Origin of the sequence: Pseudomaricurvus alcaniphilus, assembly GCF_011440395.1 — a bacterium.
Lineage (GTDB): Bacteria > Pseudomonadota > Gammaproteobacteria > Pseudomonadales > Cellvibrionaceae > Pseudomaricurvus > Pseudomaricurvus alcaniphilus.
This window is the reverse complement of record NZ_JAAOIX010000001.1, coordinates 1,018,270-1,038,326: the sequence shown is the minus strand read 5'-3', so window position 1 is coordinate 1,038,326 and position 20,057 is coordinate 1,018,270. Positions and strand designations below refer to the sequence as shown.

Sequence of the window (20,057 nt, the reverse complement as noted above, 5' to 3'; positions counted from 1 at the left end):
GTCTGGCTGTTAGAATTCATACATCTTTTATCTGAAGGCTATTCATAATGACGAAAAGTATCGAAGAGGCTTTGGCCTTTGTACCGCCATCCCAGGAAGAGTTTTCAAAAAAGTTTAGGTTACTTAATGCTTACTTTGCGCCAGAATTTATTGGTTTTGACGAGATAGATACAGAGCAGCCCACCTTATTTGCCGCAAATCATGGCCGATTTGGTGTCCCGGACACACTCTTACTGGTACAGGGAATTTATTGTAATACGGGTATTTTTGCTCATGGTTTAGCTGACTTCATTCATTACGAGGCACCGTGGAAAGATTTTCTTACTAGTATTGGTGGAGTAGTGGGCACTCGGGAAATGTGTCGAGCTATTATGAAAGAGGGTAAAAGTTTATTGGTCTACCCGGGTGGTGGGCGTGAAGTGTTAAAAAGTAAAGGTAATTGTTATCAGTTGCTCTGGGAGCGGCGTCTTGGATTTGTGCGCATGGCTATCGAATCGGGTCATAGAATAACACCTGTAGCCTGTCTCGGGAATGATGAATTATTTGACATAGTTACCAGTGTTGATGCACTGCTAAGCAATCCGTTGGGCACTAGAATCAAAGAAAAGTATGTTGGCGACATGATGAAGCAGTATAACTCTGACATGCCTATACCCAGAGGAATTGGTTTCACTCCCATACCAAAGCCCGTTAAGCTGTATTTTAAATTTGGAACTTCCATTGATACAAAAAAATATGCGGGGCAATCTGACAATGCAGATGTTTTACAAAGGCTGCAAGACGATGTTGCGGAATCGCTGAACCACGCCTTAAAGGATTTGATGCTTATTCGCGCACAAAATAAAAGCGAGGAACCCAGGTGGCGTCGATTGCTGAACAGCTTATAGTGGTCGTAGGCGTTAACTTAAATACCCTAAAGATAAACAGGAGATCATGATGGATACTGCGTTACAAATTGCAGAAAAATTGTCAGCAGAGATTCAAACTTTGGATGTTGCTGGCTTCAACGATCTTTACGCTGAGGACGTTATAGTTTGGCATAGCTATGATGGTGTTGAAGAAACCAAATCCGATAATCTTGCGTCATTGGCACAGCTGTTTTCGCTGGTGACAAAGGTTTACTACGACGATATACGTTTCACTGAAACTGAAAACGGCTTCGTTCAGCAGCATAATTTATGTGGCCAACTGAAAAACGGCGCGGTGATGCCGTCCATACCGGTATGCATGGTCGCGCGAGTGTCAGATGGCAAAATCACTCGGCTTGATGAGTATGTCGATATCTCCAAGTTCTATGCTTTATTTACTTAACGATAGAATAGCTTAGTCATAATGTTGATTAAGTTGCTTCCCACGCTCCATTGGATGAGGCTATGTTTATTTGGGCGGCGATACCGGCCATGTCGACGCCTTATTCCATAGCGTAATCGATGGTCGGTGGCTTAACCGCTCTGTTGGAAGATTTTCTCAGCGGTAAAAATCCGCAGGTCGGCATTGACTCAGGGCATGGCGTATACGCAGTTGCTAATAGTTAATGTGCACGGGGCCTTTTTATTGATTTTAAGTGAATTTTGATAAACTGCATTGCACGATATGGGGGGCCGAAAATCGTAGAAATATGTCCTGTCGCCTAAATTTTATTTCGCTACTGCAGTACTGGAAAGCCTCTAATATGGTTAGATTGTTACTATTTGCAAGCAGGCCTTTAGATCTCGAATGGTACAAAAGCAATCAATGATAGTGGGAAACGATGATCACTATATTTAACAAAATAGCAGTTTTAGCGGATATAGCTAATCTGGTTACAAAAGTAGCTCTGGAAAAAATAATCAAAGTGCCTGCCCCTGCCAGGCTGGGGGATGTGCCCGCTTGCGCAGAGGCAATTACGCCAGAGTGGTTAACTCTGGTGATGTGTGCCGATTACCCCGGTGCTAAAGTTGAAACTGTACGAGCATATGGAGGCTCCAACGGCACCTCGCAACGGCGGGCGTTAGTGGTGACCTATAACGACGCAGGTAAGAAGGCCGGTTTGCCCGAAAAGCTGTTTACTAAGGTGGCCAGCTCCCTGGGTTCCAGAATTGTTTTGGGTCTATCCGGTGCAGTAGCTGGGGAATCGCTGTTTTATAACCACATACGCGGAAAACTTAATTTGCGCAGCCCCAAAGCCTACTATGCCGCTTTTGATAAAAAAGCCTTGCGCACCATAGCAATTTTAAGTGACCTCAGTGATGAGGGTTATACCTTTCCCGAACCAATGACCAATCCAGTGACGCGCAAGGACGCAGAGGATATGGTTGAACAGATGGCTATGTACCACGGAGCTATGTGGAATTCGCCTATGCTGGAAAACGAGCTGAGGGAGTTAAAGAATTGCTACGATGTACAAGAAGCCTTAAACGACAAAGTGGGTTTTATCCCCTGCGTGGTAAAAGGCTGTGAGCGTTCACGAGTCGTACTGCCCGATTCGGTTTATCAACGCAGGCACGATATAGGTCCAGCCTTGATGAAAGCCTTGGCCTTAAATTTGGAGGGCCCCCAAACCTTGTTGCACCAGGATGTTCACCCCGGAAATTGGCTGCGTGATAAAGATGGCCGCATGGGCTTGTACGATTGGCAGGTGGTAACCAAAGGCGGCTGGGCACTGGATTACTCCTACGCCATGACGCTTATTCTCAGTACTGAAAATCGCCGTGCTTGGGAGAAGGACTTGCTCGCCTTGTACTTGGAAAAACTGGCCGAAAACGGTGTTGCTACCCCACCAACCTTTGAACGGGCTTGGCACCTTTATTGCCAGCAGATTTTCCATGGGGCTGTGTATGCCCTGTTTACCATTGGTCGCAGCGCTTTAATGCCTAAAATGCAGCCCGATGATTACAGCTTATGGGCGATTCAGAGAGTAGGGCAGGCGATTGAAGATTTGGAATCATTTAACAAGGTTCTTTAATCGAGGTATCTACAACTGTAACTAGCTCATTTACTAATGAAGACGAGGTTTGCTATGGCTGCTCTGATTCTCGATGGCGCAGGTTGTTAAATTAATTAACATAGTCTCTAAAAAACATAGCGATTAATGTATTTTTTACCTCGGCACCAGGTTTGGTTGATGTGAAAGCAGAAAGCTTGACCCGTTTGGCTCTGAACCCATTTCCAGTGCGGAGTAATCTCGTAGTCGCGTGCGTCCCAGGACATAAGAATATATGACTTATCGTCAACTGTTTTGGCGGTACATCCCTGTGCCGCATAAGTGTCCACCAATACCTGCGGTAAGTGGACGGACCCACATTAAGCGGATGTTCGCTAGCTCAGTAAAGCGTGACTGTGTTCTTCAGCTTTAGTTAATGCTTGTGTTATTGCCTCGGGACCCATGGCGACGCCTTCAATATAAATAGTGTCTATATTAGTCATGCCAAGGAAACCCAAAATAGAACGTAAGTAGGGTTCTTGATAGTCCATTACTTTGGCAGGCCCACTAGTATAAATACCACCTCGACCCATCACCAAAATTACTCGTTTACCTGTGACCAGTCCCTCTGGGCCTTCAGCACCATATTGGAATGTCTTTCCCGCGCGCGCTACATGGTCAATCCATGCTTTGAGCACGGATGGAATGGAAAAGTTGTACATTGGTACTTCGATCATAATAATGTCACTGGTTAATAGTTCATTAATAAGCAGATCGGATAATTCAAGTGCCAGAGTATCTGCCTCGCCGGCAAACATAGCCTCCAGGAATGATGGACTTACATGGGGAATGGGCTGCTTAACCAAATCGCGTTCAATAATTGTAGCAGCAGGGTGTTTTTTGCTCAGAACATCTATGGCAACTGACCCTATGCGACGGGTAACTGAACTATTAAGATTACTGCTTGAGGCAATATGTAATATTGTGGTCATGATATTTCCCTTGTAGGTGGAATTAAGTAAAAGATAAGGTGAGCCTGTCCTGGCACTAGGTAGTAGAGTCATTCGAGACAGTGTTAATTTGTGGCAGGCGGATGCAATGGCGCCTTTTAGATCTGGTCATCTCTGCATAGTGTCGCTATAAACTGGATCCTCAATGCCGCGAGTCCCTCTAAGTCTGAGGTTTTCGTAAAGGCCGCCGTGTGTGATACCACGCCATTTTTGAACCTGAGACCAGTCTATAACCAAGCTTCGTTTAGCAATGCGCCACTCTCTTGCACGCTTTTCAAAACGATCTATATACCGGAGGCCAAGAATCATCTCGACTACATCGGCGCCGGAGTATTTAAATTCTGCGTTATTTTCTGCACCGATCAAGGCGATCCGCCCGGCTTCAGTGGGATGAGAAATATGGTGGCAGTGGGCATAGCTCTCGCTAAACGCAACATCACCATCAATGTCGATAATAATATTCGAAATGCTATGCATACTTTGTGCAAAGACATCTTCAACAGTCACTTTCATTCCCAGTTTCAGGAAATCCCTGGCTGGCGGTGTATTATCATCTGGAAATGGCCCGCCTATATAACGTGCATCGTCCCAGAATATGCCATTCAATTCTGCGGAATCCAGTCGATCAACAGCTCGACAATAGCGGTAAATTTTTTCGCGGATCATTTCGCGATCAATCAGTTCTTGAATGTCAAGCATGGGATTTCCATTTGAATACTATTGACTTGAGTAAGCTGGCAAGATGCTGTTGGCCAGAAAAAAATGGGTACATAAAAATGTATTGTTTAATCACCACCAAGTGGAGCTTGAAACTTAAGAAAAGCGGGTGTCATCTCAGGCGATTTTCGTGCACGTCCACAACATAAAAATTAACTGAACCGGGCTCAATGAAATGCGCTTCATCCTCTTTGATTTTGTCGATGTATCGTTCATCAAAAAAGGTACGCATAGACTCTTCTGCATCCGCTCTGTTATCGAATTCGATTTCGGTAATCACGTCAAAGGGAGGGTTGGCGTTGATTCGCCCGTCGCCAATCAGGTCATTAAATGGATCGTCGCGGAGGATGTAGTTGCGACGATGCAGAGTTGCGCCATTTGTGGATGGCGGCAAGATAGCAAATACATTGGGTAAGTGATGCTCGTGATAGTAGTTCATGAACTGCTCGAGTGTTAACCCTGAGCGACGTTTCATAGTGAGAACAAGTTTAAACATGGCATAACTCCTTAGAAAACTAATCTTCGGTGTGTCTGGCACCAACAATCAGACACTAGCAGTTAGTTCACATCCGGAAACTGACATCTGTCAGTTTCCGGATGACGCTGCAGCAAAAATCGATTTTGCTTTGCTCACAAAATCAATGTCATAGAGTCATCGATTTTGGCGGCACTTCCCGGTGCTGCTTTAGTGTCCACCAAAACCTGCGGTTTATGCAGGGACACTAGTTAATAAGTCTCGGCTCTCTCAAATCCAGATGTACTTGTCGGTAGATTAGTACTCCGAGGTGCCCCTTCGGAGTCTCGAGCAGTCACTCCAAGCTGTAGGCAATGATATAATCACCTCGCGGCATATCCACCCCAGAGCCAACAGGAACAGACCCTCCGGCGGTCACCACCAAGAATTGACGACCCGATTTGCTCGAAACATAGCTCATCGGTGTTGCCGTCGAGCCAACCGGTAGTTTGGCCTTCCAGAGTTCCTTTCCGTCAAAGGTGCTGAACGCACGAATATAAGGGTCCTGCGTGCCAGAATAAAAAACCAGGCCTGTTGCAGTTGCCATGGGGCCGCCGATTGTTGGTAATCCAACCGGCATGGGAAGATGGCTTTTGATGCCCAGTGGGCCGGAAGCCTCAGTGGTGCCGGCCGGGCGTTGCCAGGCAATTTTATGAGTTTTTAAATCGATGGCCGTTAGCGTGCCAAAGGGAGGTTGTTTGCACGGCATACCTAGTGGCGATTTGATGAAGCCGTATTCGATGGCATAGGGCGCACCCTTGGTTTCAATTAGGCCGGTAAAGTGGTCTCCACCGCCTTGGGCGGCTCGCTTGTTATAGTCGTCGCGAGTAATCAACTGAGCGAACCAAGGCATACGGATGTCGTTGACAATCAGATAACCGTTCTGCTCATCTATTGCGCCACTGCCCCAATTCGCACCACCGGCCGAACCGGGGTAGAACATGGCGCGGTCGGTTCCAGGGGGCGTGAAGTTGCCTTCATAGCGCAGTTGCCTGAAATCGATGCGGCACCAGAGTTGATCGAGTGGCGTCAAGCCCCACATGCTGCGCTCAGTCAAGATTTCCGTGCCAAGCGACGGCATGCCGACGGAATAAGGCTGGGTAGGAGATAAGCGGTCACCCGTTGTACTATGATGGGGTACTGGGCGTTCTTCGACTTCCGTAATTGGAACGCCCGTCTGGCGGTTAAGGAGATAAATCTGTCCCTGCTTGGTCAGCTGTATGAGGGCGGGCACCTTGCCACCTTGACCGTCTGGGTGATCAAAGAGCAACGGTTGCGAGGCAACGTCGAGGTCCCACACATCATGATGGAGTGTCTGGAATTTCCAAATCAGCCTGCCGGTTTCAAGATTGAGGGCTATCACCGATGTGGAAATAGCATCATCTTCCGGCCGGCGTGCACCTCCCCAGAAGTCCGGGGTAGCGTTGCCGGTGGGAAGATAGATCATGCCCAGCTCTTCATCCACCGACGGCAATGACCAAACGTTCGGCGTGTGACGGGTATACTGGCCATCTTTAATGGGCAGCCGTGTGACGTTCGGATCGCCTGGGTCCCATGCCCAGACAAGATCGCCGGTTTCTGCATGAAACGCGCGAATAACGCCACCCGGTTCGTTGTTGGATCGGTTATCGGCGATCCAACCACCGACGATAATCAGGTTGCGCGCGATCGTGGGTGCGGTTGTCTGCATATAAGAACCGGGAATAACTTCACCCATTCCCTGGGTCAGGTCGATAGCACCCTGCGCGCCAAATTTCGTGCACAACTTGCCGGTAGCGGCATCAACAGCCATAAGACGCGCATCGAGTGTTCCAAAAATTATCCGGCTATCGCATAGCTTTGGCTTGGCACCGGGCGAGGTGGCCGCTTGATAGAAGCTGACCCCACGGCACCTGCGCCAATCAAGCCCAGGCTCAACGTGTGGATCAAATTGCCAGCGAAGCTTGCCACTTTCGGCGTCTATGGCGAGGATTTTGTTGTTTGGTGTGCAGGTGTAAAGGGAATCATCGATTTGCAACGGCGTGGCCTGATATACAGCACCCTCGCCTTGCATATCTCCGGCTCGTAACGTCCATGCGACCTTGAGGTCCTTCACATTATCAATGGTGATTTCGGTATAAGGGACGAACCTCGTCCCCGCAGCTGTCCGCCCCGCATGACGCCATTCCGAAATAGTGCTTCCGTCGCTTGAGGCGGACGCCAGAGTAAGCGGATCGCGGTCGGATGCCAGAATAACACCGTGTTGCAAAAATCCGCCGGCGACAAACAATAGCAAAGTGGTAAGTGTCGAGAGGGAGGCAATGAGCGAGGTCCGCGGTGCTATAGCAGGTTCAGTACTGCGATGACCGGCAAGCGCTGGAGCAATGAGCAGCAGCAAAAAAAGAATCGCCAGAGGTGCGGTTACGCGGGCGAATAGCGGCCAATAAGCGAAGCCCACTTCCCATACGGCCCATAGGCAGGTGGCCAGAAAAATGGCGATATATAGCCAAAGCCCTTCCACAAGACGGCGCATGACCAAAGTGCCTGCTAGCATAATTCCTACCCCCGCTAGCAAGTAATAGGCAGATCCGCCCAGGCGCAGTAACTGGAAGCCACCAATCGTCATTGTTATACCCAGTAAAACGCTGATGAAGCCAATAGCGTAGGTGCTATAGCGCATAAATGGTCCTGGCTGGTAAGGCTTTCTCTCGGGGGCCTTTTTCATTCGGTGACTCTGTTTTGGCGGCTTTTGAATATACATAGATAGGAATTATCTACTCATTTTTTGTTTATAGTGAGATTTGAGCGAACCAGGAACCCTGTGGTGAGGCCAGGTATAATTGACGATTCGCTTTAGTGGCACGATAGCAATATTACAGAGACTCGATAAATCAATACTTCATATTGCTGGTATAGTGCTAGTGCTATCTTTGCTGATGTCGGGGGCTCATGTGGCAGCAATGTAATAGACAGGCTGACGGGAGATAAACGCGAGTCGCTGGAATTTTATTATTATTAAATTCATCGTTGAGATGATCAGGGCGCTTAACTTTATTACCAAAGCTAGCAGTAGACCGATGCGGCCAGATTATTGTAGTGAGTATAAGCACTCGATGTATGAAGAATGCACTTTCATGCAATTAAACATCGGCCTGAGTATCTATACCAAAACGCTCTCCTTGAGCTTGAAAATCGACATAGGCTTGCTGTATTTCTGCACGGCTATTCATAACGAAAGGGCCGCCCATCGCGACAGGTTCATTCAGCATGTGTCCGGCAAACAGCATTAACCGCATCGATGAGTCTTCAGTTTTAAGGAGCAGTTCGCTGGTTGCAGGTTTGCTTTCAGGGGTGAGCCAAACCACATCGCCTGCGCGTACTCGAGTCGTATCGGCTCCTATCAGGCCAGTACCGTCCAAAATCACCACAAAGCTGTTGGCATCGGCAGGCAGTTCAATTGAGTACGCGGTGGTAGTTGCCAGATTTACTTCCGCCATTATTACTGGCGCATAGTTGCGGGCAGGGCCGGTTTGTCCCGCTAAGGGGCCAGAAAAAACCCTGATTTCTATGCCCTCGGCGGTAACTCGTGGCAGTGAGCTGGCTTGCAAAACCTGTAGCCTGGCATCGACCATTTTGTTGGCAGCAGGCAGATTGATCCACAGCTGTAAGATATGAATGGTTTCGCCGTGTAGGGGTATCTCATTATGAATCAGCCCGCGCCCTGCGGTTAACCACAGGGCATCGCCAGGCTTGGCCAGGCCCTGCGCACCGTGGTTATCGTAGTGCTCGACTTCACCTTTGAGCACATAGGTAACCGTTTCAATACCACGATGGGGATGGCGGTCGAATACGCCCTCAGGACAGGTATCTTCCATCAATAATAAAAATGGGTCTGTCGCGGCGGAATCGTCGGGCGGTACAAGTTGACGAACACGGTGAGCTGCTGCCATGCCTTGTTGTTCGATAGGGTGATCAATTCGTGCAACTCGACGTTGCTGAGTTTTTTGCTGCACGGTACTATCTCGGTTCGTCATGATGTGTCTCCGTTGGTTCCAGTTGCACGCTTTGTTGATACGATTGTTGTCATAAATGTTAGTGGCGTGTGAATAGTTTATCACACAGTTTTCGTAGAATTGGTCTGCATTGCACTCTCCAGAATCCTGCTAAATGGCTTTGACTGCCGTATATCAATATTCAAGTTTGTGTAGCTATGCAACAGAAAAGTGTCTTGGCTCCGGGTTAGTCATGATCATATCAAGCGTGTTGATGGGCATTATATAAAATATTCACTGTCCTATTTGTTGTAGCCGAATATATAGTCTGATGGGTAGTAGCTATAGGGGTGTAGGTGGTCAAGTCTAACGCTATGATTCACATAAATGAAACGATTGAGAGGGTACCTGAATCGTTGGCTGTTAAGTTGTCTTCGGCTAATCCAATCTCTCGCCAAGCTCGAGTGGCGCTAGGTGTCTACCAAAGTGAATTTACGCCCGCATCCGCATGGCTAAAAAGGTAATTGTAATGAAAAACCGACAAATTATACTTAGCTCACGGCCTGTTGGCGTACCGCAACCTCGTCATTTTAATTTGATTGATACTGATATCCCTGCCCTACAAGCGGGTGAGTTTTTGGTAGAAAATATCTATTTATCAGTCGATCCGGCGCAGCGCGGTTATGTAAACGATGAAAATAACTATGCCCCACCAGTAGCTATTGGTGGCGTTATGCGGGCAGTTGCTGTAGGGCGTGTGGTGGAATCTAACAGTGATTCCTATGCCGTTGGTGAGTATTTGTACGGCTGGTTTGGCTGGCAAGACTATTGTGTTGCTACCGCTGCACTGGTTTTTTTGCGCATCAACCCTGGGCGTGCACCGCTTTCGACTAATCTTGGCTTGCTGGGTATGAACGGCTTAACCGCCTATATTGCCTTGCACGATATTGGTAAACCCAAAGCGGGTGATACGGTACTAGTGACGGCGGCAGCGGGTGCGGTAGGCAGTATTGTCGGGCAGTTAGCTAAGCTCGAAGGTTGCCGAACCGTAGCCGTAACCAGTTCAGACGAAAAAGGTCAGCATTGTATAGATGACTACGGCTACGATGCCTTTATTAATTACCACAAACCATTAGATGAAGGGTTGCGGGCAACATGTCCCGATGGTGTTGATGTGTTTTTTGATAATGTCGCTGGCGTAATTGGTGATGCGGTATACCAGCATATGGCATGGTTTGGCCGTATTATTCAATGTGGCACGATATCTATTCCTTCGTGGGTGCCGCCACCCGAAGGGCCACGTAAAGAGCGGGAAATTTTAACCCGGCGTTTGACCGTGTCAGGTTTTGTTATTTTTGATCACATGGACAAGCTTGATAGTGTCGTCGAAGTGTTGGCCGCCATGCTGGCTGATGGAAAGCTGCATTATCAAGAAGATATCGGCTATCGGCTAGAAGGTGCACCGCAAGCGCTGGTGGATGTCTATGCAGGTCGTAATACGGGAAAAAAGCTCATACAGCTACGTGATTATCTGTAATCAACAGTATTGATAGCTACTATAATGAAAACATTATGGTTTCTAGATTTGATTTCATTAATAATGTTGTAAGAAGGTCTTATAAAAAGAAAAGATTTCCTTGGCTGGATAAAGAGCTATTAGAAATATCGGAAATTAATGCAGGGGTTGTCTCTGTCGTTGGGTACCTAATGGCTTTCGTAGTGAGGCTATCCATAACGCATTGCAAGGCCATTTCTGAAATGTTTTCTCCTTTACCGGTGCGCTGTAATTTTATGGCGCACAAATATCTACAATGCATAATTCCAAGTAGTTATCAATCGATGTCATCTTTTTTAAAATAAATATTTAACGGAGAAATTGAATATGCTAACTAAATATGACGACTACCCTGTGCATCAAACGTCTGATCCAATAGCCTATGCCGGCACTGACCGAAATTATTATGATCGCTATTGGTTCAACGGGTACAGTCGTGATGGTAGCGTGTTCTTTTCCGCTGCTTTTGGTGTATATCCCAACCTCAATATCATGGATGGCACATTTTCTGTGGTTTCTGACGGGGTGCAGCACAATGTTCGCGTCTCACGTCATATGAATATGGAGCGAATGCACACCGTAGTCGGCCCGCTCGAAGTGGAAGTGGTTGAGCCACTAAAGCAATTGCGCGTTAGACTTAATGACAACGAATTTGGTATTACCGCTGATGTGCTGTTTTCCGGTAGAGCACCTGTGGTAGAAGAGCCTCGGTTTACCAAGCGGCAGGGGCCCCGTACTGTATTTGACTATACCCGGTTAACCCAGAACGGTGATTACACAGGCTGGATTGATATTAAGGGTAAGCGTACGGATTTTGAGGGTAAAAATGTCCGTGGTACTCGGGACCGCTCGTGGGGAGTTCGTTATAACGTCGGCCTGCCTGACCCGCAGGAGGTTCCACCGGTAAAAGATTTGCAGGCGTTCTGGCTTTGGGCGCCACTGAACTTTGATGATACCTGGGTGCACTTTCACGATAGCCAGGAAAGTGACGGTACTTCGTGGAATGTCGGTGGTCTTGTTGGTGGATTGGGCGATGATACCCAGCCTGAGCATATGAAGAAGCTTGAATGGGATATAGTTATGCGTGACGATATCCGCCACCTTAAATCAGCCACTGCCTATATGACAGATGCTGACGGTGGTATCACCAAAGTAGAATTTGACCTAAAGTGGAAGTTTTATATGTCTGGTTTGGGGTATCAGCATCCCGATTATGGTCACGGTTTTAATAAAGGCCCCTTGGCTATCAATTATGACACCATACTTACCGCTGATATTGATTCATCACTGCCGCCGCTTTATTCACATATTCAACAGTTTTCTGAAGTGACAATGACTCGACCAAATGGTGAGGTTTCAAAGGGCTGTGGTGTGCTTGAACAGGCCTTCTTTGGTGATCATGAGCCAACAGGATTGAAAGGCCTGTTTTAATTTATTGCCAGCGGAGAATAAGAATGAGTTCGATTGACAAACAGTTTGCAGCTTACCTGCAGCATAAAATGCCTCAGGTATCGAATGTGGAAGTGCTATCCGTAGGTCAAATATTCGGTGGTGCCAGCCGTGAAACCTATCGTATGAAAGTGCAATGGCAAGAGGCAGGTGAGACTATAAATCGCGGGCTAATTGTTCGGCGCGAGGCGGCTGCGGGTTTGATTAATACCGAAAGTGAAACCGAGTTTCGAGCATTTGAAGCCTTTTCCAAAACGAGTGTACCAGTGCCAGAAGCTTTGTACCTGGAAGAAGATGCCAGTTGGCTTGATCGCGCATTTATTGTGACCTCGGAGATTACTGATTCCGCTGCTGGCTCACCCTTTTCAAACGAGCCCTACGGTGAAAATCGGGAAAAATCGGGTCGGCAAATGTTTGAGTATCTGGGCGAGATTGTCAGGCAAGACCCAGAAGAGCTTGGTCTTGTGGGTATATTGGCGCCAACGCCTATAGATCAAATTTGGAGTGTTGAATTAAATCGGTGGCAACAGGTGATTGACGAGTTGCCATCGCCCGAGCCGATAGCACAAGCCGCAATTCGGTGGTTGCGTAACAATCCGCCGCCCGTTCCAGTAAAAACCTGTGTGGTTCACGGCGATTATCGTTCTGGAAACTTTATGGCCAATGAAGCGGGTGATATTACGGCTATTCTCGATTGGGAAATGGCTCATATCGGTGACCCGCTTGAAGATTTGTGTTGGGCAATTGATCCTATTTGGGGTTTCAAGCAACCTAATCGTGTTGGAGGCTTAATTCAGCGTGAAGAAGCCTTGCGAATATTTGAGCAGAGCAGCGGCATAAAGATAGACCAAGCGGCGTTGCAATGGTGGGAGTTGTTCAGTTGTGTTAAGGGCCTGGGAATCTGGACAACAGCAGCCAAAGAATTTAAGAGTGGCGCCAATCCGGACCCCATGTTGCTGGTTACAGGTATAGCGCCTTATTCATGGCACGAGCGGCTGACCATCGAGAAACTCATTAAAATACAGGCGGGTGTAATTTATGCGAACTGATGCAAGCCACATATTAACCACTTTCCAAACTGATCTTTTTACCAGCATCGTCCCGGCATTGGACGGTAATTACCTCGCTGGTAGAGCGGCGGTTATCGCAATTGGTTGCAACCTTTTGGCGCAATACTGTGATGCGGAAGTCGATAATCTTTACAATGATAACCTGGCGTTGCAAGCTCTATTTAAGTCTACTGTTGAAGTTATTTCGAATGCCGAACTAGCCGCTAAATTACAAGCAGCAATTGCGCTCCAAAGTCCCTCTCTATGTGTGCGCGATGTGGCTGCTTTAAACGATCAGCTAAATACCCTGTTCATCGAAGTGCAGGCGTATATTGAAGGCAGTCAAAGTGCAGAAGAGCAGAGCTTAGAGATTAAGTATTTACGGCATTTAGAAGCCTCTGCGCAGCGCCGAGCTGTTGAAATGTTGTCTATGGGTTGACAAAGTGTTTTCTGGTTGATCTTGCTTGAGTTCCCCCGGCCTGGCCGGGGGAAAAGTTTGTAGACCAAGTTGACATGCGTATGAAGCGGCAGCCCTGAGATTCCGCCTATTGACGAATAAAATTCACGATCTATTAATGAATTGAGGCCTGCGAATCAGCAATACTTATAACAAATATTGATAGTAGGTATATCGAACATCCGTTTCCGGGGGGCGCTATTAAAAGGTACGCTTACCAATCAGTCGATAGTGCTAGCTTGCATCGATCGCTAAGATTAAAAATACAAGGCGAAATGATTTTAGCTATACCTGTACGCAGCGATTAAAACCAATAATGCGAAAACGCATCATATAAAAGGGGAATACAATGAAACTTAAGCCCATGAACCGCGCTTTTTTAATCTGCGGTGCTTTCAGTGCCTGCGTCACTTCAGGAGTAAGCCATGCTGCACTTGAAGAGGTTATTGTAACCGCTCAGAAGCGTGAACAATCTATCAACGACGTCGGTATGACTATTTCTGCTGCCTCAGGCGATCAGCTAATGGCTCAGGGCGTTACTGATACATCAGACCTGGCAAAAATTGTTCCGGGATTTAATGCCACCGAATCGTTCACAATGCCAGTTTATACATTGCGAGGGGTAGGTTTATACGACTACAGTTTAGCCTCATCGCCCTCAGTCGCACTTTATGTGGACCAGGTGCCTCTGCCTTATCCCTCCATGGCGGGTGACGCAAACCTGGATGTTCAGCGGGTAGAAGTACTCAAAGGTCCTCAGGGTACTTTATTTGGTCAAAGTTCTACTGGTGGTGCCATTAACTACATCCCCAATGCTCCCACTGATGAATTTGAAGCTGGTGTAGACGTGAGCTACGAGCGCTTTGGTCGTACAGCTATCTCTGGTTTTGCCAGTGGTGCATTAACCGACAGCTTGCAGGGCCGTATAGCTCTAAACACTGTTCAAGGCGGCGATTGGCAAGTTAGTGCTAGTCGCCCTAGTGATGAGAATGGTGCTGAAGACAAGCTCTCAGGCCGCATACTGTTAAATTGGGATGCCACAGATTCAGCCACCTTTGGCCTTAACGTGGCCTTCAATCATGACAAGTCTGATATCGCTCAGTCTCAATATTCGGGCAATCGATTAAACATCGTCGCTGCGCCAGATGCACGCAACCCTGCCGCCATTGTTGATCCGGCGTTGTACGCCGCGTATACCACCCCCGGCAGCCCCGGCTATGACCCAAGCCTTGCGGCTAAGCAGGAATTGATGTTTAGCCGGATGGCTGCTGGTGAGCAACAAACTATTGACTACCTAACTACTGTTGACCCTGGTGATGACCCGCGTAAAGCAGAATGGACTCCCGGATTCAGAACTGACAGAAACGACAAATTTGAGAAAATAGCCCTGCGTGGCGATATTGGGCTAAGTGACGAAATGACGCTGACCTTTATCAGCACCTACATGGAGCAGGACATTGAACACTATGTTGATGGTGATGCCACTGTTGCTCAAGTTCTGGATGAAACAATCACAGGTAATATTGAGTTTTTCAGTCAGGAAATCCGTATTGCTTACGATACCGACAATATGCATGCCATTGTCGGTCTGAATTATGACAAAACGGAGATGTTTGACAGTATACACTATGATTTGTTTTATGGTCCGCTAAATGAATCATTACCCGGTTTACGTTTCAGCGAGCTAGATGCTCTGCTTAAGCAAGAAATTGACAACACAGCCATCTTCGCCAATGTTGAGTATAGTTTCTCCGACAGTCTGAAATTCAATGCGGGTATTCGTTATACCGAATCCAATCGGGAAGGTGAACAGTGCAATTTTCAATCGCCAGATGCTGCTGATTCGAACGTAAGCAAGACCTTCGGCAACGCAGATATAGTTCCAGGTTTTGGCTTCTATGATTTGCAAACTGCTTTTGGTCTTGACCCTGCGAATCATGTGGTTGTAAACCCCGGTGAATGTTACGTCTTAAATGATAAAGTCGCGCCAACAGATCCAGGTTACCTACGACCAAGTATTACGCCTAATCAGGAGGAGTTGAAAGAAGATAATGTCTCCTGGCGACTTGGGCTAGATTACGCTTTGGACCAAGGCGCACTTGTGTATGGCACAATCAGTAAGGGTTACAAGGCAGGAATTATCAGCGGTCTCTCACCTGCTGTTACCAGCGCCTATGCCCCAGCCGTTCAGGAAGAGCTATTGGCCTATGAAATTGGTGTAAAAGCGCCTATCGGGGACTCGGTCCAACTGAATGCTTCTACGTTCTACTACGACTACACTGATAAGCAGTTACGCGCCAGAATTCTGGACCCTGTTTTCGGTTTATTGGAAAAGCTTTTGAACGTACCAGAGTCTGAAATCTTTGGTGTGGAGGTAGAAGTGCTGGCGCAACCTTCAGATGGGCTGGTGTTGTCTGCCAGCGCTACCTATCTGGATTCAGAAGTGACTAGCAGTTTTAGTACCACCCCTGATGGCAGTGCGATCTATAACCAAAGTGGCTATACCGGTGACTTTAAAGGTTCCACTCTTCCCTACACACCTAAACTATCCGCCGTGGCTAATGTCCAGTACGAGTTTGACGTGACGGGTAATGTTGTTGGCTTTATTGGTGGCTCACTCACCTACTCAGATTCAATGAACACAACATTTGAGAACAGTGTGCTAGTGGCCGATGATTTTGAGATGGACAGTTACACCACACTTGACCTGCGCGCTGGAGTGGCTGCCACCGATGACCGCTGGAGACTGACGTTCTTTGGTCGTAATGTGACTGACGAATACATAGTTAACACGATCTTTACTGGTGATTCAGTCTATCGCAATGCTTCCAAGCCCGCCATTTATGGCATGTCTCTCTCTTTGAGAATGTAATAACCAGTAACATCTAACAGCCCTCGAATCCCGGGGGCTTTTTTTTATCTGAATTAATCTGCTAGAACCTACAAAGCGGTAAGTTGCTTTGTACCACATGCCTGGGGAAACTTTTGGTTGCAAATCGGACGACAATTTTTTGGGGGAAACGATCTATATCCTGATAGATTGATTTGGCGATGCCTTGAGAAACTGTGGACGTTGGTGGGCAATATGGCTATCAGTTCGGCCGGAGGTCATCGGTGTAGTTGATAGTAGTCATACGCATTATTGGCTGGCTATGTTTACTCCTCAGATTGATAATAGATTAATAGATATACGATTTTCTGATACATAACTACAGTTGATAAGCGAGACTTAATGTTACTGTCGTTGCAGTAGAGCAAACAATCGACGAAATATAGTGATCAATGTGTTTTGTATCACTTGCCAAATCATCAGTTACTTGAACAACTCAACAAGAAAAATCCTACAAGAAATCCAGGGTTAATATTATTTGGTTTAGGCTATTTTTTGTGTGTAAAGCGTAGTTGCCAAATTAAACAAATACAATAGGGCTTGGTATGAAACTAGCAAGATTTTCAGTGGGTGGAGAATGTGCCCTCGGATTAGTTATTGGTGATTCAGTTAGCGACTTAAATGCCCGTATTGAATCGTTACCTTCGAAAATGATTGATCTGATTGAGGGTTGGGATGAGTATCGGCCACTCATTGAAGCGGCAGGATTGCAGCCTGATTATCTTCTGTCGGAAGTGACATTGTTGGCACCAATTGAACGGCCAGGAAAAATACTCGGTATCGGTTTGAATTACGCTGACCATGTCGCTGAAGCCGACGGGAAAATGGCAATCCCTTCAAAGCAGCTTTGGTTCGCTAAGCCCGCTACCGCGATTACCGGCCCTTACGCGGATGTAGAACTACCGATCGCTTCCGAGCTGCTCGATTACGAGGCGGAAATGGTTTTTGTTATTGGTAAGCGCTGTCGTCATGTGCCAACTGATAAAGCCAATGAGGTTATTTTTGGATACTGTGCTGGCAATGATGTCAGTGTTCGAGATTGGCAGTTCCACACTAATCAGGTCATGATGGGAAAGTGCTTTGATACCCACGCACCGTACGGACCCTATATCGTGACACCGGATGAGATAGATCCAGAAAACCTGGCGATTCGCGCCCTCGTTAATGGAGAGGTTCGTCAGGAGTCTAATACCAGTCAATTGATATTCAGTTGTGCAGATCAGGTCGCTTATCTCAGTCAGGCGATGACATTGGAGCCGGGCGACATAATTTTTACCGGCACGCCTAATGGTGTGGGTGCATTGATGACCCCTCCTTGCTATTTAAAGCCCGGGGATATTGTCAGAATCGAGATAGATGGCATTGGTTATATTGAAAATACCATTGTTAATGAGATTGCGAATGAGATAGTAGAACAATAATTGATTTCTGCTGCACACTTCCGATGTGGAAAGGATAGGAATAATAATTATGACTTCTGATATCGATAAAAAACTGAAAAGCGTCGCCGAAGGCGATTTATTGTGGACGCCTTCAGACGAAATTATTGCCAAGGCAAAGCTAACCAGGTTTACCCAGTGGCTTGAACAAAAGCATGGCATTACCTTTGCCAATTACAACGCCCTGTGGCAATGGTCGACCGAAGACATAAGTACGTTTTGGGCAATGATTTGGGATTATTTTGAAGTGATCTCAGATACACCTTATAAGCGTGTCATTGACGAGTTAAAAATGCCTGGCGCTAAATGGTTTGAAGGCAGTAAAACCAATTACGCAGAGCACTTGCTACGGCATGAAGCTGAAGCAAAACCAGGAAAAGTAGCATTTTATCACAGCACGGAAACTCGATCACTGGCAACAATGAGTTGGCAAGAGGTGGGGGATCAGGTTCGAAAACTGGCTACCAGACTACGCGAGCTTGGCATTAAACCGGGTGATCGTGTTGTGTCTTATATGCCTAACGTTCCAGAAACCGCTATTGCTATGCTTGCGACTACCGCAATCGGGGCCATATGGTCATCCGCGGCACCTGAATTTGGTGCAAACACGGTGGTGGAACGCTTTGGCCAAATTGAGCCTAAATTTATTTTCGCGGGTGATGGCTATAGCTTTTCCGGAAAGATCTTCGATCGACGTACTGAAGTTGCCCATATTATAAAAAATATTCCCAGCATTGAAACATTGGTTTGGCTGCCCTATATGGGCTTGGAAACAGAGTCGCCGGCAGGATTAAAGTCTTATGTATTTAGTGATTTGCTAAATGGTCCCGAGGTTGCGCGTGAAGAATTCAGTTACGAGCGTGTCGGTTTTGATCACCCGTTATGGGTACTATTTTCATCGGGTACTACGGGAAAACCTAAATCAATAGTTCACAGCCACGTGGGCATGATTGTCGAGCATCTAAAAACAATGACGTTCCATTGTAATTTAGGTCCAGATAGCACGATGTTTTTCTACTCGACAACAGGCTGGATGATGTGGAACTCTCTGGTTTCTTCCCTCATTACCGGTGCGTCTGCCGTGCTCTATGACGGTAGCCCGGTGCATGGTGGGGTCGATATGTTGTGGCGAATGGTCCAGGATACCGGGGTTACTTTTTTTGGCGCCAGTCCGACATTGGTGCAGAATATGAAAAAGGCAGGTGTGCGCCCGGCAGAATTGTTTGATTTAAGTAAATTCGAAAATATTTTGTTGGGCGGTGCGCCTTCGTCCGCTGAGGTATTTCAATGGTTTTATGACGAAGTTAAACAGGATTTATGGGTTTCATCCCAGTCAGGGGGGACGGAGGTTTGCAGTGGCTTAGTGGGTGGCGTATCAACCCAGCCTGTGTATGCCGGAGAGATTCAAGGTCGTGGGCTCGGCATTGATGTTCGTGTTTGGGATGATGAAGGCAACGATTTGGTCGATGAGATTGGCGAGTTGGTTCTAGCGAAGCCCGCACCGTGCATGCCCATTTATTTATGGGGTGATGAGGGTGGTAAGCGCTATCACGACAGTTACTTTGATGTGTTTCCTGGCATTTGGTGTCATGGAGATCAAGCAAAAATTAATGCACGTGGTGGTGTCTATATTTATGGTCGATCAGATGCAACATTGAATCGTTTTGGTGTACGCATTGGTAGTGCTGAAATTTATCGGATTGTTGACGCAGTTGATGGAATTAAGGACAGCCTTGTGATTGGCGCGGATTTGCCTGATGGTGGTTTCTATATGCCGCTATTTGTTGCCCTTGAGGAAGGCGTTGAGTTAACCAACGATTTGATCAACGCCATAACCACACGTTTACGCAAAGATGCCAGCCCACGCCATGTGCCTGATGAAATTCACGTGGTTCCTGTGATCCCATACACTTTAACGGGTAAAAAAATGGAGGTTCCCATTCGTAAAATCATAATGGGTACTCCTCATGAAAAAGCCGTAAGTCGCGATGCTATGGCAGACCCGAGTTCGCTGTCCTGGTTTTTGGAATTTTCTCGGCGTGCCGATGTTGTTGCTAAACGTAGCTAATGGTGCTCTTGGATTGGTTAGGGTAGATGCAAACTT

General features: G+C 47.0%; 15 protein-coding genes. 10 read left to right on the top strand and 5 right to left on the bottom strand.

From position 1 onward, the window contains the following. The first annotated feature begins 47 nt into the window (after positions 1 to 47). From G8764_RS04445 to G8764_RS04435, 3 genes are all read left to right on the top strand, one after another. The gene (locus G8764_RS04445; RefSeq protein WP_166162230.1) at positions 48 to 887 is read left to right on the top strand and encodes a lysophospholipid acyltransferase family protein; all 840 of its coding nucleotides are present in this window, start codon (positions 48 to 50) and stop codon (positions 885 to 887) included. 46 nt (positions 888 to 933) lie between these two features. Next, a complete protein-coding gene (locus tag G8764_RS04440) occupies positions 934 to 1,311 on the top strand; it encodes a nuclear transport factor 2 family protein (protein WP_207951659.1) in 378 nt (125 codons plus the stop codon). Positions 1,312 to 1,750: 439 nt separating this feature from the next. Next, positions 1,751 to 2,944, top strand: coding sequence for a phosphotransferase (locus G8764_RS04435; protein ID WP_166162226.1), 1,194 nt, complete (start codon positions 1,751 to 1,753; stop codon positions 2,942 to 2,944). Between the two features lie 353 nt (positions 2,945 to 3,297). Here the strand turns inward: G8764_RS04435 and G8764_RS04430 are convergent, their stop codons facing one another. From G8764_RS04430 to G8764_RS04410, 5 genes are all read right to left on the bottom strand, one after another. Then, complete coding sequence (locus G8764_RS04430; RefSeq protein WP_166162224.1) at positions 3,298 to 3,894, bottom strand: FMN-dependent NADH-azoreductase; 597 nt, start codon at positions 3,892 to 3,894, stop codon at positions 3,298 to 3,300. Between the two features lie 126 nt (positions 3,895 to 4,020). Next, positions 4,021 to 4,611 carry a nuclear transport factor 2 family protein gene (locus G8764_RS04425; RefSeq protein ID WP_166162222.1) on the bottom strand — a complete coding sequence of 197 codons (591 nt, stop codon included), beginning with the start codon at positions 4,609 to 4,611 and terminating at the stop codon, positions 4,021 to 4,023. A 130-nt stretch (positions 4,612 to 4,741) separates the two neighbouring features. Then, complete coding sequence (locus tag G8764_RS04420; protein WP_166162220.1) at positions 4,742 to 5,125, bottom strand: EthD domain-containing protein; 384 nt, start codon at positions 5,123 to 5,125, stop codon at positions 4,742 to 4,744. A 313-nt stretch (positions 5,126 to 5,438) separates the two neighbouring features. Then, a complete protein-coding gene (locus G8764_RS04415; RefSeq protein ID WP_207951657.1) occupies positions 5,439 to 7,847 on the bottom strand; it encodes a membrane-bound PQQ-dependent dehydrogenase, glucose/quinate/shikimate family in 2,409 nt (802 codons plus the stop codon). 415 nt (positions 7,848 to 8,262) lie between these two features. Then, positions 8,263 to 9,156, bottom strand: coding sequence for a pirin family protein (locus G8764_RS04410; RefSeq protein ID WP_166162218.1), 894 nt, complete (start codon positions 9,154 to 9,156; stop codon positions 8,263 to 8,265). 487 nt (positions 9,157 to 9,643) lie between these two features. Between G8764_RS04410 and G8764_RS04405 the strand changes: the two genes are divergently transcribed. From G8764_RS04405 to G8764_RS04375, 7 genes are all read left to right on the top strand, one after another. Next, entirely contained in the window at positions 9,644 to 10,651 is a 1,008-nt protein-coding gene (locus G8764_RS04405) for an NADP-dependent oxidoreductase (protein ID WP_166162216.1), read from the top strand. A 345-nt stretch (positions 10,652 to 10,996) separates the two neighbouring features. Then, positions 10,997 to 12,100: an Rv3169 family protein gene (locus G8764_RS04400; protein ID WP_166162214.1), complete on the top strand. Its 1,104-nt coding sequence runs from the start codon at positions 10,997 to 10,999 to the stop codon at positions 12,098 to 12,100. Between the two features lie 23 nt (positions 12,101 to 12,123). Next, positions 12,124 to 13,167, top strand: a complete 1,044-nt coding sequence (locus G8764_RS04395) for a phosphotransferase family protein (RefSeq protein ID WP_166162212.1) — start codon at positions 12,124 to 12,126, stop codon at positions 13,165 to 13,167. Further along, positions 13,157 to 13,606 (top strand): hypothetical protein, encoded by a 450-nt coding sequence (locus tag G8764_RS04390; protein ID WP_166162210.1) that lies wholly within the window; start codon positions 13,157 to 13,159, stop codon positions 13,604 to 13,606. Before G8764_RS04395 ends, G8764_RS04390 begins: the two co-directional genes overlap by 11 nt. 367 nt (positions 13,607 to 13,973) lie before the next feature. Continuing rightward, positions 13,974 to 16,496 carry a TonB-dependent receptor gene (locus tag G8764_RS04385; protein WP_166162208.1) on the top strand — a complete coding sequence of 841 codons (2,523 nt, stop codon included), beginning with the start codon at positions 13,974 to 13,976 and terminating at the stop codon, positions 16,494 to 16,496. 563 nt (positions 16,497 to 17,059) lie between these two features. Further along, complete coding sequence (locus tag G8764_RS04380) at positions 17,060 to 17,935, top strand: fumarylacetoacetate hydrolase family protein (protein ID WP_166162206.1); 876 nt, start codon at positions 17,060 to 17,062, stop codon at positions 17,933 to 17,935. Positions 17,936 to 17,984: 49 nt separating this feature from the next. After that, positions 17,985 to 20,021, top strand: a complete 2,037-nt coding sequence (locus G8764_RS04375) for an acetoacetate--CoA ligase (protein WP_166162204.1) — start codon at positions 17,985 to 17,987, stop codon at positions 20,019 to 20,021. Positions 20,022 to 20,057: the final 36 nt, after the last annotated feature.

Coding starts and splice junctions, on each gene's coding strand:
- G8764_RS04415 (WP_207951657.1), bottom strand. CDS start 7,847: ATGAAAAAGGCCCCCGAGAGAAAGCCTTACCAGCCAGGACCATTTATG.
- G8764_RS04400 (WP_166162214.1), top strand. CDS start 10,997: ATGCTAACTAAATATGACGACTACCCTGTGCATCAAACGTCTGATCCA.
- G8764_RS04420 (WP_166162220.1), bottom strand. CDS start 5,125: ATGTTTAAACTTGTTCTCACTATGAAACGTCGCTCAGGGTTAACACTC.
- G8764_RS04375 (WP_166162204.1), top strand. CDS start 17,985: ATGACTTCTGATATCGATAAAAAACTGAAAAGCGTCGCCGAAGGCGAT.
- G8764_RS04410 (WP_166162218.1), bottom strand. CDS start 9,156: ATGACGAACCGAGATAGTACCGTGCAGCAAAAAACTCAGCAACGTCGA.
- G8764_RS04430 (WP_166162224.1), bottom strand. CDS start 3,894: ATGACCACAATATTACATATTGCCTCAAGCAGTAATCTTAATAGTTCA.
- G8764_RS04435 (WP_166162226.1), top strand. CDS start 1,751: ATGATCACTATATTTAACAAAATAGCAGTTTTAGCGGATATAGCTAAT.
- G8764_RS04405 (WP_166162216.1), top strand. CDS start 9,644: ATGAAAAACCGACAAATTATACTTAGCTCACGGCCTGTTGGCGTACCG.
- G8764_RS04390 (WP_166162210.1), top strand. CDS start 13,157: ATGCGAACTGATGCAAGCCACATATTAACCACTTTCCAAACTGATCTT.
- G8764_RS04440 (WP_207951659.1), top strand. CDS start 934: ATGATGGATACTGCGTTACAAATTGCAGAAAAATTGTCAGCAGAGATT.
- G8764_RS04425 (WP_166162222.1), bottom strand. CDS start 4,611: ATGCTTGACATTCAAGAACTGATTGATCGCGAAATGATCCGCGAAAAA.
- G8764_RS04380 (WP_166162206.1), top strand. CDS start 17,060: ATGAAACTAGCAAGATTTTCAGTGGGTGGAGAATGTGCCCTCGGATTA.
- G8764_RS04385 (WP_166162208.1), top strand. CDS start 13,974: ATGAAACTTAAGCCCATGAACCGCGCTTTTTTAATCTGCGGTGCTTTC.
- G8764_RS04445 (WP_166162230.1), top strand. CDS start 48: ATGACGAAAAGTATCGAAGAGGCTTTGGCCTTTGTACCGCCATCCCAG.
- G8764_RS04395 (WP_166162212.1), top strand. CDS start 12,124: ATGAGTTCGATTGACAAACAGTTTGCAGCTTACCTGCAGCATAAAATG.